The sequence below is a fragment of the Microbacterium sp. CJ77 genome (genome assembly GCF_002911615.1).
Taxonomy (GTDB): Bacteria; Actinomycetota; Actinomycetes; order Actinomycetales; family Microbacteriaceae; genus Microbacterium.
This window is the reverse complement of sequence record NZ_PQBR01000023.1, coordinates 530,502-544,246: the sequence shown is the minus strand read 5'-3', so window position 1 is coordinate 544,246 and position 13,745 is coordinate 530,502. Positions and strand designations below refer to the sequence as shown.

Annotated in this window: 13 protein-coding genes, 2 tRNA genes and 1 pseudogene; 6 read left to right on the top strand and 10 right to left on the bottom strand. The window is 68.0% G+C overall.

Annotated elements, in window-relative coordinates:
• On the bottom strand, window positions 1-231 hold the full coding sequence (locus tag C2868_RS14455; protein WP_232711389.1) for an AlpA family transcriptional regulator: 231 nt from the start codon (window positions 229-231) through the stop codon (window positions 1-3).
• A gap of 113 nt (window positions 232-344) precedes the next feature.
• Between C2868_RS14455 and C2868_RS14450 the strand changes: the two genes are divergently transcribed.
• Both C2868_RS14450 and C2868_RS14445 read left to right on the top strand, forming a co-directional pair.
• Complete coding sequence (locus C2868_RS14450) at window positions 345-935, top strand: hypothetical protein (RefSeq protein ID WP_100812806.1); 591 nt, start codon at window positions 345-347, stop codon at window positions 933-935.
• Complete coding sequence (locus tag C2868_RS14445; RefSeq protein WP_100812805.1) at window positions 928-2,067, top strand: site-specific integrase; 1,140 nt, start codon at window positions 928-930, stop codon at window positions 2,065-2,067. Before C2868_RS14450 ends, C2868_RS14445 begins: the two co-directional genes overlap by 8 nt.
• Window positions 2,068-2,104: 37 nt before the next feature.
• On the opposite strand, the gene C2868_RS14440 is transcribed toward C2868_RS14445, so the two are convergent.
• The 5 genes from C2868_RS14440 to serS form a co-directional block, all read right to left on the bottom strand.
• Window positions 2,105-2,196: transfer RNA gene (locus C2868_RS14440), tRNA-Ser, on the bottom strand.
• Window positions 2,197-2,285: 89 nt separating this feature from the next.
• The gene (locus tag C2868_RS14435; protein ID WP_103663510.1) at window positions 2,286-3,548 is read right to left on the bottom strand and encodes an LCP family protein; all 1,263 of its coding nucleotides are present in this window, start codon (window positions 3,546-3,548) and stop codon (window positions 2,286-2,288) included.
• A gap of 39 nt (window positions 3,549-3,587) precedes the next feature.
• Window positions 3,588-3,672 (bottom strand) — tRNA-Ser (locus tag C2868_RS14430).
• Window positions 3,673-3,825: 153 nt separating this feature from the next.
• On the bottom strand, window positions 3,826-4,764 hold the full coding sequence (locus tag C2868_RS14425; RefSeq protein ID WP_103663509.1) for an HAD-IIB family hydrolase: 939 nt from the start codon (window positions 4,762-4,764) through the stop codon (window positions 3,826-3,828).
• Window positions 4,761-6,026, bottom strand: a complete 1,266-nt coding sequence (gene serS, locus C2868_RS14420) for a serine--tRNA ligase (RefSeq protein ID WP_100812802.1) — start codon at window positions 6,024-6,026, stop codon at window positions 4,761-4,763. Before serS ends, C2868_RS14425 begins: the two co-directional genes overlap by 4 nt.
• A gap of 69 nt (window positions 6,027-6,095) precedes the next feature.
• On the opposite strand from serS, the gene C2868_RS14415 reads away from it, so the two are divergent.
• From C2868_RS14415 to C2868_RS14405, 3 genes are read left to right on the top strand one after another with little or no spacing between them, the layout of a single operon-like run.
• On the top strand, window positions 6,096-7,388 hold the full coding sequence (locus C2868_RS14415; RefSeq protein WP_100812801.1) for a diacylglycerol kinase family protein: 1,293 nt from the start codon (window positions 6,096-6,098) through the stop codon (window positions 7,386-7,388).
• Between the two features lie 2 nt (window positions 7,389-7,390).
• A complete protein-coding gene (locus C2868_RS14410) occupies window positions 7,391-8,770 on the top strand; it encodes a deoxyribodipyrimidine photo-lyase (RefSeq protein WP_100812800.1) in 1,380 nt (459 codons plus the stop codon).
• Window positions 8,771-8,811: 41 nt separating this feature from the next.
• A complete protein-coding gene (locus tag C2868_RS14405) occupies window positions 8,812-9,897 on the top strand; it encodes an LLM class flavin-dependent oxidoreductase (protein WP_100812799.1) in 1,086 nt (361 codons plus the stop codon).
• Between the two features lie 66 nt (window positions 9,898-9,963).
• Here C2868_RS14405 and pheA read toward each other — a convergent pair whose 3' ends face one another.
• On the bottom strand, window positions 9,964-10,932 hold the full coding sequence (gene pheA / locus C2868_RS14400) for a prephenate dehydratase (RefSeq protein ID WP_100812870.1): 969 nt from the start codon (window positions 10,930-10,932) through the stop codon (window positions 9,964-9,966).
• Window positions 10,933-11,042: 110 nt separating this feature from the next.
• Window positions 11,043-11,468: pseudogene (locus C2868_RS17295) on the bottom strand (HNH endonuclease signature motif containing protein); the annotation flags it as partial.
• 71 nt (window positions 11,469-11,539) lie between these two features.
• On the opposite strand from C2868_RS17295, the gene C2868_RS14395 reads away from it, so the two are divergent.
• A protein-coding gene (locus C2868_RS14395) for an IS3 family transposase (RefSeq protein WP_100813234.1) occupies window positions 11,540-12,804 on the top strand; the annotation gives its coding sequence in 2 pieces (ribosomal slippage) (window positions 11,540-11,891 and window positions 11,891-12,804; 1,266 coding nt in all).
• Here C2868_RS14395 and C2868_RS14390 read toward each other — a convergent pair.
• Together C2868_RS14390 and C2868_RS14385 are read right to left on the bottom strand one after the other, a co-directional pair.
• Window positions 12,787-13,131: a hypothetical protein gene (locus C2868_RS14390; RefSeq protein ID WP_146048078.1), complete on the bottom strand. Its 345-nt coding sequence runs from the start codon at window positions 13,129-13,131 to the stop codon at window positions 12,787-12,789. The genes C2868_RS14395 and C2868_RS14390 overlap by 18 nt on opposite strands.
• Window positions 13,132-13,236: 105 nt before the next feature.
• Complete coding sequence (locus tag C2868_RS14385; protein WP_146048077.1) at window positions 13,237-13,698, bottom strand: DUF222 domain-containing protein; 462 nt, start codon at window positions 13,696-13,698, stop codon at window positions 13,237-13,239.
• Window positions 13,699-13,745 lie beyond the last annotated feature (47 nt).

Sequence of the window (13,745 nt, the reverse complement as noted above, 5' to 3'; positions counted from 1 at the left end):
TCACACCGCCTCGGACGTGCGATCGCAGGTTGACGCCTCGATCCACTCCTCCAACTCGTCGAGCGCGTAGACGATTGTGCGCCCGAGCTTGCGGTACCGCGGACCCTTGCCCTCGTACCGCCACATCGCGAGTTTGCCCTTGGTCACCCCCGGGAGCATCGCCGCGACTTCATCCGGGCTGAGGAACGTGTGGGCCAGTCCCGTTCGCATCGTGTTCGTGGTGTTTGCCATGATCCAACTCCTTTGCGTATACCCGACAAGGTTTGACGAGAGTGAATCAGATGTGACAAACTACGTCAAGGTTATACATGCATATTCGTGACGCGGAGAGGCAAACTAAGGAGGTGAAAATCGACGTGCGAACACTCGAAGGCGACCCCGTCACCTGGCGCGACGCCACACTCCCGATCGGGTCCGCGTTGCGCATCGTCCCGGCCTTCCGGGCGACCATCGAAGAAGACGACGTCCCGCACGAAACAACCGTGCAAGCCCGCTACGACCGTGAACTCGGCCGCTACCGTGTCACGTCCGTCAACGTGGTCATCGCCGAACCCGGCGGCGAGATCAATGGCGCCGCGCTCCGCCGCGTGCGCGTCCAAGAAATCGTGCAGGCAGCAACACCGTCATGCATCGCGATCTCCCTCGACGACGGGAACGACCCCACAACTGTTAGCGAGCTAACAACTGCAGAGGGTCGTCTCGTCCCCGAGTGGATGGCCGAACAGGCACGGCAACGCGCTAACAAAGAAGCGCGGATGGATCTCGTCGAACTGATCTACAGCGCCGCCGCGCTCTCGGGTCAGCCCCCCACCAAAGCCGTCCAAGCCGAACTCAACGTGCCCTACCGCACCGCCGCGGACTGGATCTCCAAAGCCCGCACCGCAGGACGCCTCGAAGGCATGAGCTACATCGCCGGCCGACAGGCGGATGGGTAGCGTCCACTCATACGACTCCGCGAAAGGCCGCCGGTATCTCGTCCGGTACCGCAAGCCGGATGGCAGCAACGGCGCCAAACGAGGGTTCAGCCGCAAGCGAGATGCGGAACTCTGGCTCGCTGACGTCGAGTCCAGCCGGGCGCGCGGCGAGTTCATCGATCCGAAAGCGGCACGCGTCACGATCAACACGCTCGGCCCAGGGTGGGTCGAAAGCAAACGTGCTTCTATGAAGCCGTCTTCGTTCGCACCCGTCGAGACGGCATGGCGCCTACGTGTTCAACCCACGTGGGGTCGTTGGGCTTTGTCCGACATCCGACACTCGGACATCAAAGACTGGGTCGGCAAGCTCAGCAAGCAGGTCGGCGCCACGGTCACTATCCGGACTTTCGGTGTGCTTGCAGGCATCCTGGACGATGCCGTACACGACAAACGCATCTCGCTGAACCCAGCACGCGTGGGCGACATCCCACTACCCCGGAAGAAGAAGCGCACCCACCGGTATCTGTCCCACGAGCAGGTTGCCGCCCTCGCACGGGCATCAGGCAGTCACAGGCTGCTTGTGCTGGTCCTCGCCTACACAGGCATCAGATGGGCGGAAGCTACAGGGCTGCGCGTCCGCCACATTGACTTCGAACGCGGGCGTCTTCGGATCGAAGACAACGCAGTGGAAGTAGGCAACAGGGTGCATCTGGGAACACCGAAGTCACACAAAAGCCGCGCCGTGCCTGTGCCGCGCTTCGTCTTGGAACACCTCCGCCTTCATACCTCGCGCCTTGACGGCGACGCGCTCGTCTTCGCGGGCCGGGATGGCGGCTACATGCGCCGCACTCGGGCTAGCGAAGGATCGCGATCTTGGTTCAAGGTCGCCCTGAAGGAAGCGAACTTGGCCCTCATGACTCCACACGACCTGCGTCACACTGCCGCATCGCTCGCGGTTCAATCCGGCGCGCACGTCAAGACCATCCAAAGAATGCTCGGACACGCGTCCGCGGCGATGACACTCGACGTGTACAGCGATCTCTTCGACGACGACCTTGACTCGGTTTCGATCGCGTTGGATGCAGCTGCGTCCCGTTCGGGTGTTCTCAATTTGTTCTCGAATGAGGACGAAGCACCCGAGCAACGATCCTGAGACCCGCGTGAATACGCCACTATGTCGCAGAATTCTGTGGCGGAGACGGAGGGATTTGAACCCTCGGTCCCCGTAAGGGGACTCCACCTTAGCAGGGTGGTGCACTAGGCCGGACTATGCGACGTCTCCAGGCATTCCGACGCGAACGTCGCGAATGCACTCCGCAATACTAACCCGATAAGCACCCTCGCTACGAAGCGAGGGACGCCGCGATCGGGTCAGCCGTTGCCGTTCGAGCAGGTGTCCTGCGCCGCGGTCGATCCGGTGATGGCGGAAGGGAGCGCCACGGAATCTTCGGCGGGCGCGATGGGAGCGCCGGAGGTGGCGGCGTCGGTGGGGGCGACCGGCTCGGTCGGCGCGGGCGTCTCGACGATGACACCGTCGCCCTGGCTCGCCTTGCCCGTCAGCTGCAGCGGGCGGTTGGTCTCGAGCGCGGCCCACAGCGCATCGGCAGCGGCGTAGTTGGGGACGACCTTGTTCGAGTCGGAGGGGTCTCCGTTGACGGGGTACTGGATGAAGACAATCTCGTCGAACGGGACGTTCTTCACCGCGAGCGCGATCTGCGTGAGCGTCAACGGGTTCCGCAAGGTCTGGCTGGGGGTGACGTTGGACAGCGCCGTCGTGGCGAGTCCGAACAGCGTGGCCGGGTTCGACAGCACCTGCTCGCTGACGAGCTTGCGCGCGAGCTTCGACATGTACTGCTGCTGGTTGCTGATGCGGCCGAGGTCACCGCCGTTGCCCACTCCGTGTCGCGTGCGCAGGAATTGCAGCGCCTCGATTCCCTGCAGGGGAACGATGCCCGCGGGCAGGTCGAGACCCGTGTGATAGTCCTTGATGCCGTTGGCGATACAGACCTCGACACCACCGATGGCGTTCGTGATCTCGATGACGCCACCCCACGTGACGGCGGCCGCGAACGGGATGTTCTGACCCGTGAGCTCGGAAATCGTCTTGACGGCGCACGAGAGCCCCCCGTACGAGAACGTCGAGTTGAGCGGCTGCTTCGTCATCGCCGAGGTCGTGCGGCCCGTGTCGGGGTCGGTGCACTCGGGGATCGGGATCATCAGGTCGCGCGGAAAGCTGATCACCGTGACACGACGCGGCTCGTCCGAGATATGGACGAGCATGTTGACGTCGTTGAGCTCGCCGCCCGCATCCGCGCCGGTGCACCGGTCGCCGAAATACGCCGCGTAGGCGGGCTCACAGGCATCCGTTCCCGCGACGAACAGGTTGACGCCACCCTCGATCTCGCCGATGTCGGGGGGAACCGACTCCTGCCCCTCGAGTTCTACCGCGCTCTCCGAGAAATCCGCAACCGCGGTGTATGTCGTGTAGCCCACGACACCGAGGCCGCTGACGAGCACCACGGCGAGCGCGACCGCGACGAAACGCGCGATCTGTCCGCCGATGCTCGGGGACGAGAGGATGCCGTGACGCGCGACGGTCCTGCGGCGCCTGGCGTCCTTCGTCGTCTCGCTCACTCGTGTCCTTTCGGCGGTCGGGTCCACCGTGTGATTGTGCGGAGGGTGTGGGATTCGAACCCACGGGACATTGCTGCCCACTGGTTTTCAAGACCAGGTCCATCGGCCGCTCGGACAACCCTCCCGGCGAAGCACCTCGGCACTTCGTCGACAGGCACCGAGTGTACTCGACGGACAGTCGCGGCCTATTTTCGCAGGAAGTGCTGTCAAGGCCCTGAAAGCGGATGCCTCGGCGCGGCGAACCCGCAGAGCCAGCCCAGCCCGCGCACCGAACGCGCTACAGGCGGCGGAGGATCTCCGAAACGCCACCCTCTTGCACCGACAGGGTGATCTCGCCCGCCGCATCCCGCACCTCTTGCGGTCCCTGCGCCATCGCGATCGCGCGGCCACCCTTTTCGAGCGCCCAGCGGAACATGCCGACGTCGTTCCGCCCGTCGCCCATCACCAGCACCCGGTCGGGCGGAATGCCGAGCCAGCGGCGCACCAACTCGAGCGCCGTACCCTTGTCGACACCCTGCGGCGCGATGTCGAGCCATGCGGTCCAGCCGATCGCGTACGAAACCTGGTTGAGCCCGATCTTGTCGACCAGACGCAAGAAGTCGCCCTCGGCGTGCTCGGGCGAGACCACGACGACGCGGCAGACCGGATGCTTCGCGAGCTCCTCGAACGGCACCCGATGCGCCGCGAGCAGGTTCCAGTCCTCGAGGTAGTCGGTGTAGTACCGGTCGCCAGCCGGAAGTTCGACGAGGTACTTCGCGTCGGGCAGGTGCTCGCGCAGCAGCGTCAGCACCTCGGTCGCGTCGAACGTCTCGGTGTGAACGCGCTCGTAGTGCACCTGACCGGCATCGCGGCGCTGCAGGATCACCGCGCCGTTCGAGCAGACGACATACTCGGGATCGAGTTCGAGAACGCGCAGGATGCCTCGGGTTCCTTCCCAGCTGCGCCCCGTCGCGAGCATGACCTCGTTGCCCGCCGCGCGCGCATCGGCCACGGCCTCGACGATTCCCGGGCTGAGCGTCTCGTCCTCGAGCAGGACCGTGCCGTCGATGTCGAGCACGATCAGCAGCGGAAGGGTCGTCAGTTCCGGGTCGGCCGAGTCCTGGGCGACGTGTTCGATGATCTCGGCGGCTTCATCGCGGTCGACGACCTCGACCTCGCCGGTGTCGGGGATGCGGTCGCGGACGTTCGCGCCCCCCGCGTCTGGAGCCTCCGTCACGCGATCGGCTCCAGGACCTCGAGCCCGCCGAGGTACGGACGGAGCGGCTCGGGCACCCACACCGAACCATCCGCGCGCTGGTGCGTCTCGAGCAGCGCAACGATCCAGCGGGTCGTCGCGAGCGTGCCGTTCAGCGTCGCGACCGGCTGGGTGCGCGCCCCGTCGGGCCGGTGACGGATGTCGAGGCGACGCGACTGGTACGTCGTGCAGTTACTCGTCGAGGTCAGCTCGCGATACGCATCCTGAGTCGGGATCCACGCCTCGATGTCGAACTTGCGTGCCGCGGACGACCCGAGATCTCCCGCCGCGACGTCGATCACGCGGTACGTGAGCCCGAGCTTGCCGAGCATCTCTTCCTGCCATCCGAGAAGCCGCTCGTGCTCGGCCTCGGCCTCTTCGGGCGTCGTATAGACGAACATCTCGAGCTTGTTGAACTGGTGGACGCGGATGATGCCGCGGGTGTCCTTGCCGTGCGACCCCGCCTCCCGGCGGTAACAGGTCGACCATCCCGCGTAACGGAGCGGCCCGTCGGCGAGATCGAGGATCTCGTCCTTGTGATACCCGGCGAGCGCCACCTCGCTCGTGCCCGTCAGGTACAGGTCGTCGTCGGGCAGGTGATAGACCTCGTCCGAGTGCTCGCCGAGGAACCCGGTGCCGCGCATGATCTCGGGCCGCACGAGCGTCGGGGTGATGAGGGGCACGAATCCCGCCTCGAGGGCGGAGTTGAGGGCCAGGTTCATGAGCGCGATCTCGAGGCGCGCGCCGATGCCCTTCAAGAAGTAGAAGCGCGCGCCCGAGACCTTCGCCCCACGCTCCATGTCGATCGCGCCGAGCTTCTCGCCGAGTTCGAGGTGATCGCGGGGTGTGAAGTCGAAGGTCGGGACCTCGCCGACACGGCGGATCTCGACGAAGTCGGCCTCGCCACCGGCGGGCACGCCGTCGATGATGATGTTCTCGATCTTCGCGAAGGCGGCATCCGCTGCTTCTTCCGCCACGGCGACAGCGGCCTGCGCCTGCTTGACCCGGTCGGCGAGACCCTTGGCCTCGGCGACGAGCGCGGCCTTCTCGTCCTTCGGCGCCTTGGCGACGTCCTTACCGAACGCATTCTGCGCCGCGCGGAGCTCTTCGAACGTCGTGATCGCGGCACGACGTTCGCGGTCCGCGACGAGCGCGGCTTCCACGGTTTCGGGCGAGTGCCCGCGGGCGACCTGGGATCGGGTGACGAGGTCGGGGGCATCACGAAGAAGCACGGGGTCGATCATTCGTCAAGTCTAGTTGCGCTCCTCCCGCATGATCCCCGGGTCGACGGCGGCTGAGCCTAGGGTGGGACCATGACTGCGGCATCCTCTCCTCCCCCCGACGACGCCGCGGCAACGTCCGACCAAGAACCGGTGAATCCCGCGGTCCCACGCGACGCGGAGAGCCTCGACGACGTCGACGGATTGCCGAAGGGATTCGACGACGAATCGGAACCCGTCGACGGCCCGGAAGACAACCCCGACCCGGCCGAGGCGGCGAAGCCCGACGACGTCATCCGCGAGCCCGAGGACATCGCGCCCGACAAGGCGGACGGTGAGACCGGTGAGGCGCGACAGGTAACCCCCGAGGGCGAGACGACGTCGATGGACGCCGACGACCCGTCGCCGAAGAAGCGCGCCGCGCTCGTCTACAACCCCATCAAGGTCGACAAGAATCGTCTGCGCAGCCAGGTGACCCGGCTCTCCGCCGAGGCCGACTGGGCCGAGCCCCTCTTCTTCGAGACGACGGTCGACGACCTGGGCGACGATGTCACACGCCAGGCACTCGCCGAGGGGGTCGACGCCGTGATGGTCGCGGGCGGCGACGGCACGGTGCGCGCCGTCTCGGAGGCCATGTCGGGCACCGGCGTCCCGCTCACCATCGTTCCGAGCGGCACGGGCAATCTGCTCGCTCGCAATCTCGGCCTGCCGCTCGGGGACTCCGAACCCATGGTCGCGGCCACCTTCGCCGGGACGACGCAACCCGTCGACATCGGATTCGCCGACATCCGCCGCACCGACGGCAGCCGCGAGCGCCATGCCTTCGTCGTCATGGCCGGCATCGGCCTCGACGCGGCCATGATCGCGAACACCAACTCGCAGCTGAAGAAGACCGTCGGCTGGGTCGCGTACGTCGACGGAGCGGCCCGGTCGCTCGCCACGGCGAAGCCCTTCCGCGTGATGTACCAGATGGAGAGCGGTCGCCTGCACGCCGCGAAGGTGCAGAGCGTGCTGTTCGCGAACTGCGGGGCGCTCCCCGCGGGCATCGCCCTCATCCCCGAGGCCTCGGTCGTCGACGGACTGCTGGATGTCGCGGTCATCCAGCCCTCCGGATGGCTCGGATGGCTCGGCGTCTGGCGCAAGGTCTGGTGGGACAACAGTGTCCTGCGCCGCTTCCGCGCCGGCCGCCGGGTGCTCGAGCGCCGAGGCCGCAACAGCTCCGTGCGGTTCCTGCAGGGTGAGGGCATCGAGCTCGCGACCTCACCCGCCCAGCCGATCGAACTCGACGGCGACGAACTCGGCGAGGCCGTACGCATCCGGTGCACGATCGAGCAGGGCGGCCTGAGCGTCGTGGTCCCCCGCGGCCACGACACCTCGAACTTCTGACGATGTCGTCCGCATCACTCGTCTGGTTCCGCGACGACCTGCGGGTCGCCGACAACCCCGCGCTGCGCGCGGCGATGGAGCGCGGCGGGCCCGTCGTCGCCCTGTACGTCCTGGATGAGGTGTCTGCCGGCATCCGTCCCCTCGGCGGCGCCGCACGCTGGTGGCTGCACGGCAGCCTGACCTCGCTCGGCGAGCGCCTGCGCGAGCTGGGCGTCCAACTGGTTCTGCGCCGCGGAACAGCCGAAGACGAGGTGCGACGAGCGGTGACGGATGCCTCGGCCGGCGCCGTGTTCTGGAACCGGCGTTACGGCGGCGCCGAGCGCAGCGTCGATTCGACGCTCAAGGCCGGGCTGCGCGACAACGGTGTGATCGTGGAGTCGTTCGGGGCCTCGTTGCTGTTCGAGCCGTGGACCGTTCGCACCGGCGCGGGGCAGCCCTACTCGGTCTTCACGCCGTTCTGGCGCGCGTGCCGCAACCTGCCCGCGCCGCGCACGCCGATGCCGGCCCCACACGAGCTCACCGGAACGACCGATATCGCCAGCGATGCGCTCGAAGGCTGGGCGCTGCTCCCCACCCATCCCGACTGGGCGGCGGGCCTGCGTGAGACGTGGGTGCCGGGCGAGCCCGCCGCACGCGCGCGGTTGCGGGAGTTCTTGCGCGACGACCTCGACGACTACGACCGAGCACGAGACGAGCCCGCCGCGGGCGTGACATCCGGCCTCTCGCCGCGCCTGCGCTGGGGCGAGATCAGCCCCCACGAGGTGTGGCATGCCACCGTCGCCGATGTGCAGGGCGGCGACGGCGCCGGCGGTCCGCGAGCCGTCGCGGCGCAGCGATTCCTGTCCGAGATCGGATGGCGCGAGTTCGCCGCGCACGTGCTGTTCCACAATCCGGATCTCGCCACCGTCAACCTGCGCCGCGAGTTCGACGACTTTCCGTGGCCACGGCTGAAGCCGACCGCCCTGGAAGCCTGGCAGCGCGGACGCACGGGCATCGCCCTGGTGGACGCTGGCATGAAAGAGCTCTGGCACACCGGCATCATGCACAACCGGGTGAGCATGGTGACCGCCTCGTTCCTCATCAAGAACCTGCTGATCGACTGGCGGCACGGCGAAGAGTGGTTCTGGGACACGCTGGTCGACGCGGACGGCGCCAGCAACCCTTTCAACTGGCAGTGGGTGGCGGGCTCCGGCGCCGACGCCGCGCCCTACTTCCGAGTCTTCAACCCCGAATTGCAGGCGAAGAAGTTCGACCCGCAGGGCGAGTACATCGGCCGGTGGGCACCCGAGTACGGGCGCGGCGGGGCACCCGAGCCGATCGTCGACCTCGGGGAGACGCGCAAAGCCGCACTCGACGCGTACGAGCGGATGCGTCGCGGCTGACGCGGGAATGCCGGACCCCGCTGTCGTGGTTGACCCACCTGATGACTTCTCACGCAGCTCCCGCACTCTCGGTCCTCGACCTGATCCCCGTTCGCGCGGGCCAGAACAGCGCGCAGGCGATCGCCGCATCCCTCGACCTGGCGCTTCACGCCGACCGTCTGGGTTACCGACGGTATTGGTTCGCCGAGCACCACAACATGCCGGCGGTCGCCTCGACGACCCCACCCGTTCTGATCGCGGCCGCGGCCTCACGCACCCACCGCATCCGTGTGGGCTCGGGCGGCGTCATGCTGCCGAACCACGCGCCCCTGATCGTCGCCGAGCAGTTCGCGGCGCTCGAGGCCATCGCCCCCGGCCGCATCGATCTCGGGATCGGTCGCGCCCCCGGCAGTGACCCCGTCATCACCCAGCTGCTGCGGCAATCGGGCGCGACGAGTGACGTCGATCGATTCCCCGACCACATCCGCGACATCCTGGCCCTGTCATCGCCCGAGGGCGCGACCCTGCGGTTCACGAGCGGGGGCGAATACACCGTCCACGCGACACCCGCGGCGTCCGGTGTTCCCGAGGTGTGGCTGCTCGGTTCGAGCGACTACTCGGCGCAACTGGCGGCCTCACTCGGCATGCCGTACGTGTTCGCCAACCACTTCTCGGGTGAGGGCCTCGAACGCGCGCTGTCGCTCTACCGCGACCAGTACCGCCCCACCGAGGCGCACCCCGAGCCCCGCACGCTGCTCACGATCAACGCCGTCGCCGCGCCGACCGCAGAAGAGGCGGACGCGCGGGCCCTGCCGCAACTGCGAATGATGGCGCGGCTGCGAACGAACAAGCCACTCACCCCGCTCGAGACGGTCGAGCAGGCCGAGGCCGCACAACGCGATGGCACGGGCGGACTCTCGGACGGCCTGGCCGTGTCGTTCATGGATGCCGCGCGCTCGCGCTGGGTGATCGGGACCGGTGCGGACGTGGCATCCGCTGTCGCGTCCTTCGCCGCGAAGCACGGTGTCGACGAGGTCATGCTGTCGCCCGTCGCGGGCGCATATGACTCCGAGGCGCTCGAGGCATCCGAGGGCCGCGCGCAGACGCTCGAGCTCGTTGCCGAGAGCCTGCTCACGCCGACCCCCTGACGCACCGTCAGCAGTTGCCCGAGGGTCGGCGTTACCGATGGCGCGATGGCGGCGCGCCTGCGGTGATCAGAGCCCGGGTTCGCCGCTCAGCAGCCCGCGCAGCCAATCGCGAGCCTCGACGAAGATCTCGTCCGAGTAGCGGTCGGGGTAGCGCACGACCACGCGATCCGCGCGCGGGTACGACCCGAGGAAGATCACCTGGGGGCTGAAGCGCCGAAGCCCGAGCAGCGCATCGGCCATCCGCTCGTCCTGGATGTGTCCGTCGGCGTCGATCACGAATCGATAGCGGCCGAGGGCGTCGCCGATCGGACGCGATGCCAGCAGGCTGAGGTTGATGCCGCGGGTCGCGAACTGCTCGAGAAGCTCGAGCAGCGCGCCCGGGTAGTCCTTCGGCAGTTCCACGATCAGCGAGGTCTTGTCGGCACCCGTCGGCGGGGTCGGAGCGACCGTCCGCCCGACGAGGACGAACCGCGTCACGGCGTTGGGGTTGTCGCCGATGTTCTCGGCCAGTACTTCGAGGTCGTGATGCTCGGTGATCGTCGGTGGGGCGATCGCGGCATCCGCCTCGCTCGTGCCATCGAGGAGTCCGACGGCGCTCGCGACATTGCTCGCGGCGGGGATGTGCGAGTGGGCGGGCAATTCTCGCGTCAACCACTGCAGGCACTGCCCATAGGCCACCGGATGCGCCGCCACGAGCGACACGTCGGCCAGCTTCGTCCCCGGGCGGGCGACGAGCACGAAGTTCACCGGGACGAGGTACTCGCCGATGATCCGCAGACCGGGCACGGTCGCGAGGGCATCCTGCGTCGTCGAGACGCCGCCGTCGATGGAGTTCTCGATCGCGATCATCGCCGCATCCGACCGGCCCTCGACGACGTCCGCGAGCGCCTCGCCGACGTTGCGCACCGGAACCCACTGGTGACCGCGGGCCTCGGGGACCTGCGCGAGCGCCGCCTCGGTGAACGTGCCAGCCGGTCCGAGATAGCTGTAGGTGCGGCGGACGGGTTCGGCGGCGGGTTCGAAGGCGGCTGTCACGAGCACTCAGCCTAGTCCCGCGGGTGCGCGGCCCGTTTGGGTGGTTCAGTGACCGGTGGTTCAGTGACCGGTGGCTCCGTGGCTGGGCGTGCGGGCGCAGCGCCCCATGCCTAGAAGGGTGGTGGGTCGGTGCTCGGCGTGAAGTGGACGGCGGGGGGTGGTTTGTCGATGTAGACGTGCCCACCCGGCGACGTCCATTCGAGGATTCCGCCGCCGAGTTGGCGGACGGTCCAGCCCGTTTCGCCTTTCAGGGTGTGGTGTCTCTTGCAGAGGCACGCCAGGTTGCAGGCATCCGTAGGCCCACCCAATGCGTAGTCGAGGGTGTGGTCGCGGTCGCACCGGTGGGCGGGTTGCCGGCACCCGGGGAACCGGCAGTGCTGATCCCGTGCGCGCAGGAACCGTTTCATGTCCGCCGACGGGGTGTATCGGTCGACCGCGAGAACGCACCCGGTGATCGGGTCGGCCAGGACCCGTTCCCACCCCGTCGCGTGCCCCGCGAGCTGCCGGGCGGTGGCGGGGTCGATCGGGCACCGCCCGGGGGCCCTGACCCCAGTTCTTGGACACGCTGAATCCAGCATTTTGCTGGGGAAGCGAGATGATCAGAATCATGGTTAGGAAGAACTACTCCGACGGGTTCCGGCGGCAGGCCGTGGACTTGTACGAGTCCACTCCCGGGGCGACGGTGCGTGGCATCGCCGCTGATCTCGGGATCGAGCGCGGCACGTTGCGGCTGTGGCTGGAGCGGCACGGGACGGGCCGGAAGACGGCTGCGGACGGCACCGCCGCGCGCAGCCCGTTCAAGGCGTCGGCGACCTCGCCGACGGCGGATGCGGGGGCGGATGAGACGCCCGCGCAGCGCATCGCACGCCTGGAGGGGCGGGTCGCGCAGCTGGAGGTCGAGCAGGTCAAGCTCGTCACCGAGCGTGAGATCCTGCGGCAGGCGGCCAAGTATTTCGCGGGGGAGACGAACTGGTGAACCGCTTCCAGTTCGTTGAGGACCTCTCAGCCACCTACCCGGTGAAGCGGTTGTGTCAGCTCGTCGAGATCACGAGGTCCTCGTTCTACGCATGGCGGGCCGGCGCCGCCGCCCGGCGGGCGCGCGCCGCGGAGGACGACGTTCTGGCGGGGCGGATCCGCGCCGTCCACGAAGGCGACAACACGATGGGCGCGCCACGGATCACCGCCGAGCTCAATGACGGCGCCGCGCCGTCCGAGCGGGTCAACCGCAAGCGGGTCGCCCGCGTGATGCGAGACAACGAGATCCACGGGTACCAGCGCAAGCGGCGGGTGCGCACCACCGTCCCCGAGCCGTCGGGACAGGTCGTCCCCGACCTGCTGAAACGGGACTTCACCGCCGAGGCGCCGAACCAGCGGTATGTCGGCGACATCACCTATCTGCCGCTGGCTGACGGGCAGAACCTGTATCTGGCGACCGTGATCGACTGCTGCTCGAGACGGCTGGCCGGGTGGGCGGTCGCGGACCACATGCGCAACGAGCTCGTCGAAGATGCGCTGCGTTCGGCGAGGCTGACCCGCGGCAGGCTGACCGGGTCCGTGTTCCACTCGGACCACGGATCGGTCTACACCTCCAAGGCCTACGCGGGACTGTGCAAGCGGCTCGGCGTGACACAGTCCATGGGCGCGGTGGGCACGAGCGCTGACAATGCCCTCGCGGAGGCGTTCAACGCGACGCTCAAGCGCGAGGTCCTGCAAGACCGGGCCGTGTTCGCCGACGAGGCCTCCTGCCGTCGCGAGGTGTTCCGGTGGCTCGTGCGCTACAACAACACCCGCCGCCACTCCTACCTCGGCTACATCGCGCCCGTCGCATTCGAAGCCGAACTCACCGCCGCTACGCTACCGATAGCGGCATAATCCCACCCCGTGTCCAAGAACCGGGGGCAAGGCCCCGGCCAGCTCCGCGGGCTCATCCGTCACCCCGGCCAGAGCGAGGGCGGGGACGGTGACGTTCACGATCGCGCGGATCGCACCCAACCCGCCGAAGCCGTCTGAGAGTCCGGCACCGGTTTCGACGGTCGGTGTGGTGGTGAGCAGCATGTCCGCGACGAGGTCGGCACGAATCTGATCCAGGGTCCGGGCGTCGGCCGGGTCGGCGTTCTTGATCGCCTTAGCTTGTTGCGTGATCCGGTCGTGCATCGCATGCGCGAGGACGGCGGGTTGGATGGTGCTGAACTCCGCCATCCCGTCCCCGATGTCCCGCACACACGCACCCCGACCCGCGCGCGCTTCCCGGTGCCGCTCCGCCAACGTCCGCGGCTGCAACGACTCCGCCAATCGCGCCAACGTCTACCCGAGCCGCCCCGGTGTCGTTCCCTCTGCCCGGGCCAACGCTGCAGCCTCGAACTCCGACCGCGCCTCGGCATCGGCAAGGGGGAGTCCGTGTTCCATGATCACCGCGACATGTCCGGCACTGACGCGCCCTGCGTCCCACGCGTCGAACGTCGAGGGAAACGCCTCGGCAAGGGTCGCGGCGTCGTTCATGCGGCGTTGCACCGTCCGGTCGGACATGTTCGCCGCGACACCCAACTCCGCCGCCAACGCCCGCACCGGCAACTCCGCCTCACGCGACGAGACCGACACCAACTCGGCAACCCGCCGCATCCCGAGGTCCGCCGCATCCGCCAACACCCGCGCCTGTGCGGCTTGCGCCCGCGCCACCGTCCGGGAAGCCTCCGCGAACCGCACCGCCAGATCACGCGCGGCAACATCGACATCCTCACCGGATGCGAGACATGTACTCGAATGCATGTTCGAAACTCTACGGACGACCACCGACATCCGACGCCCGAAAAGCA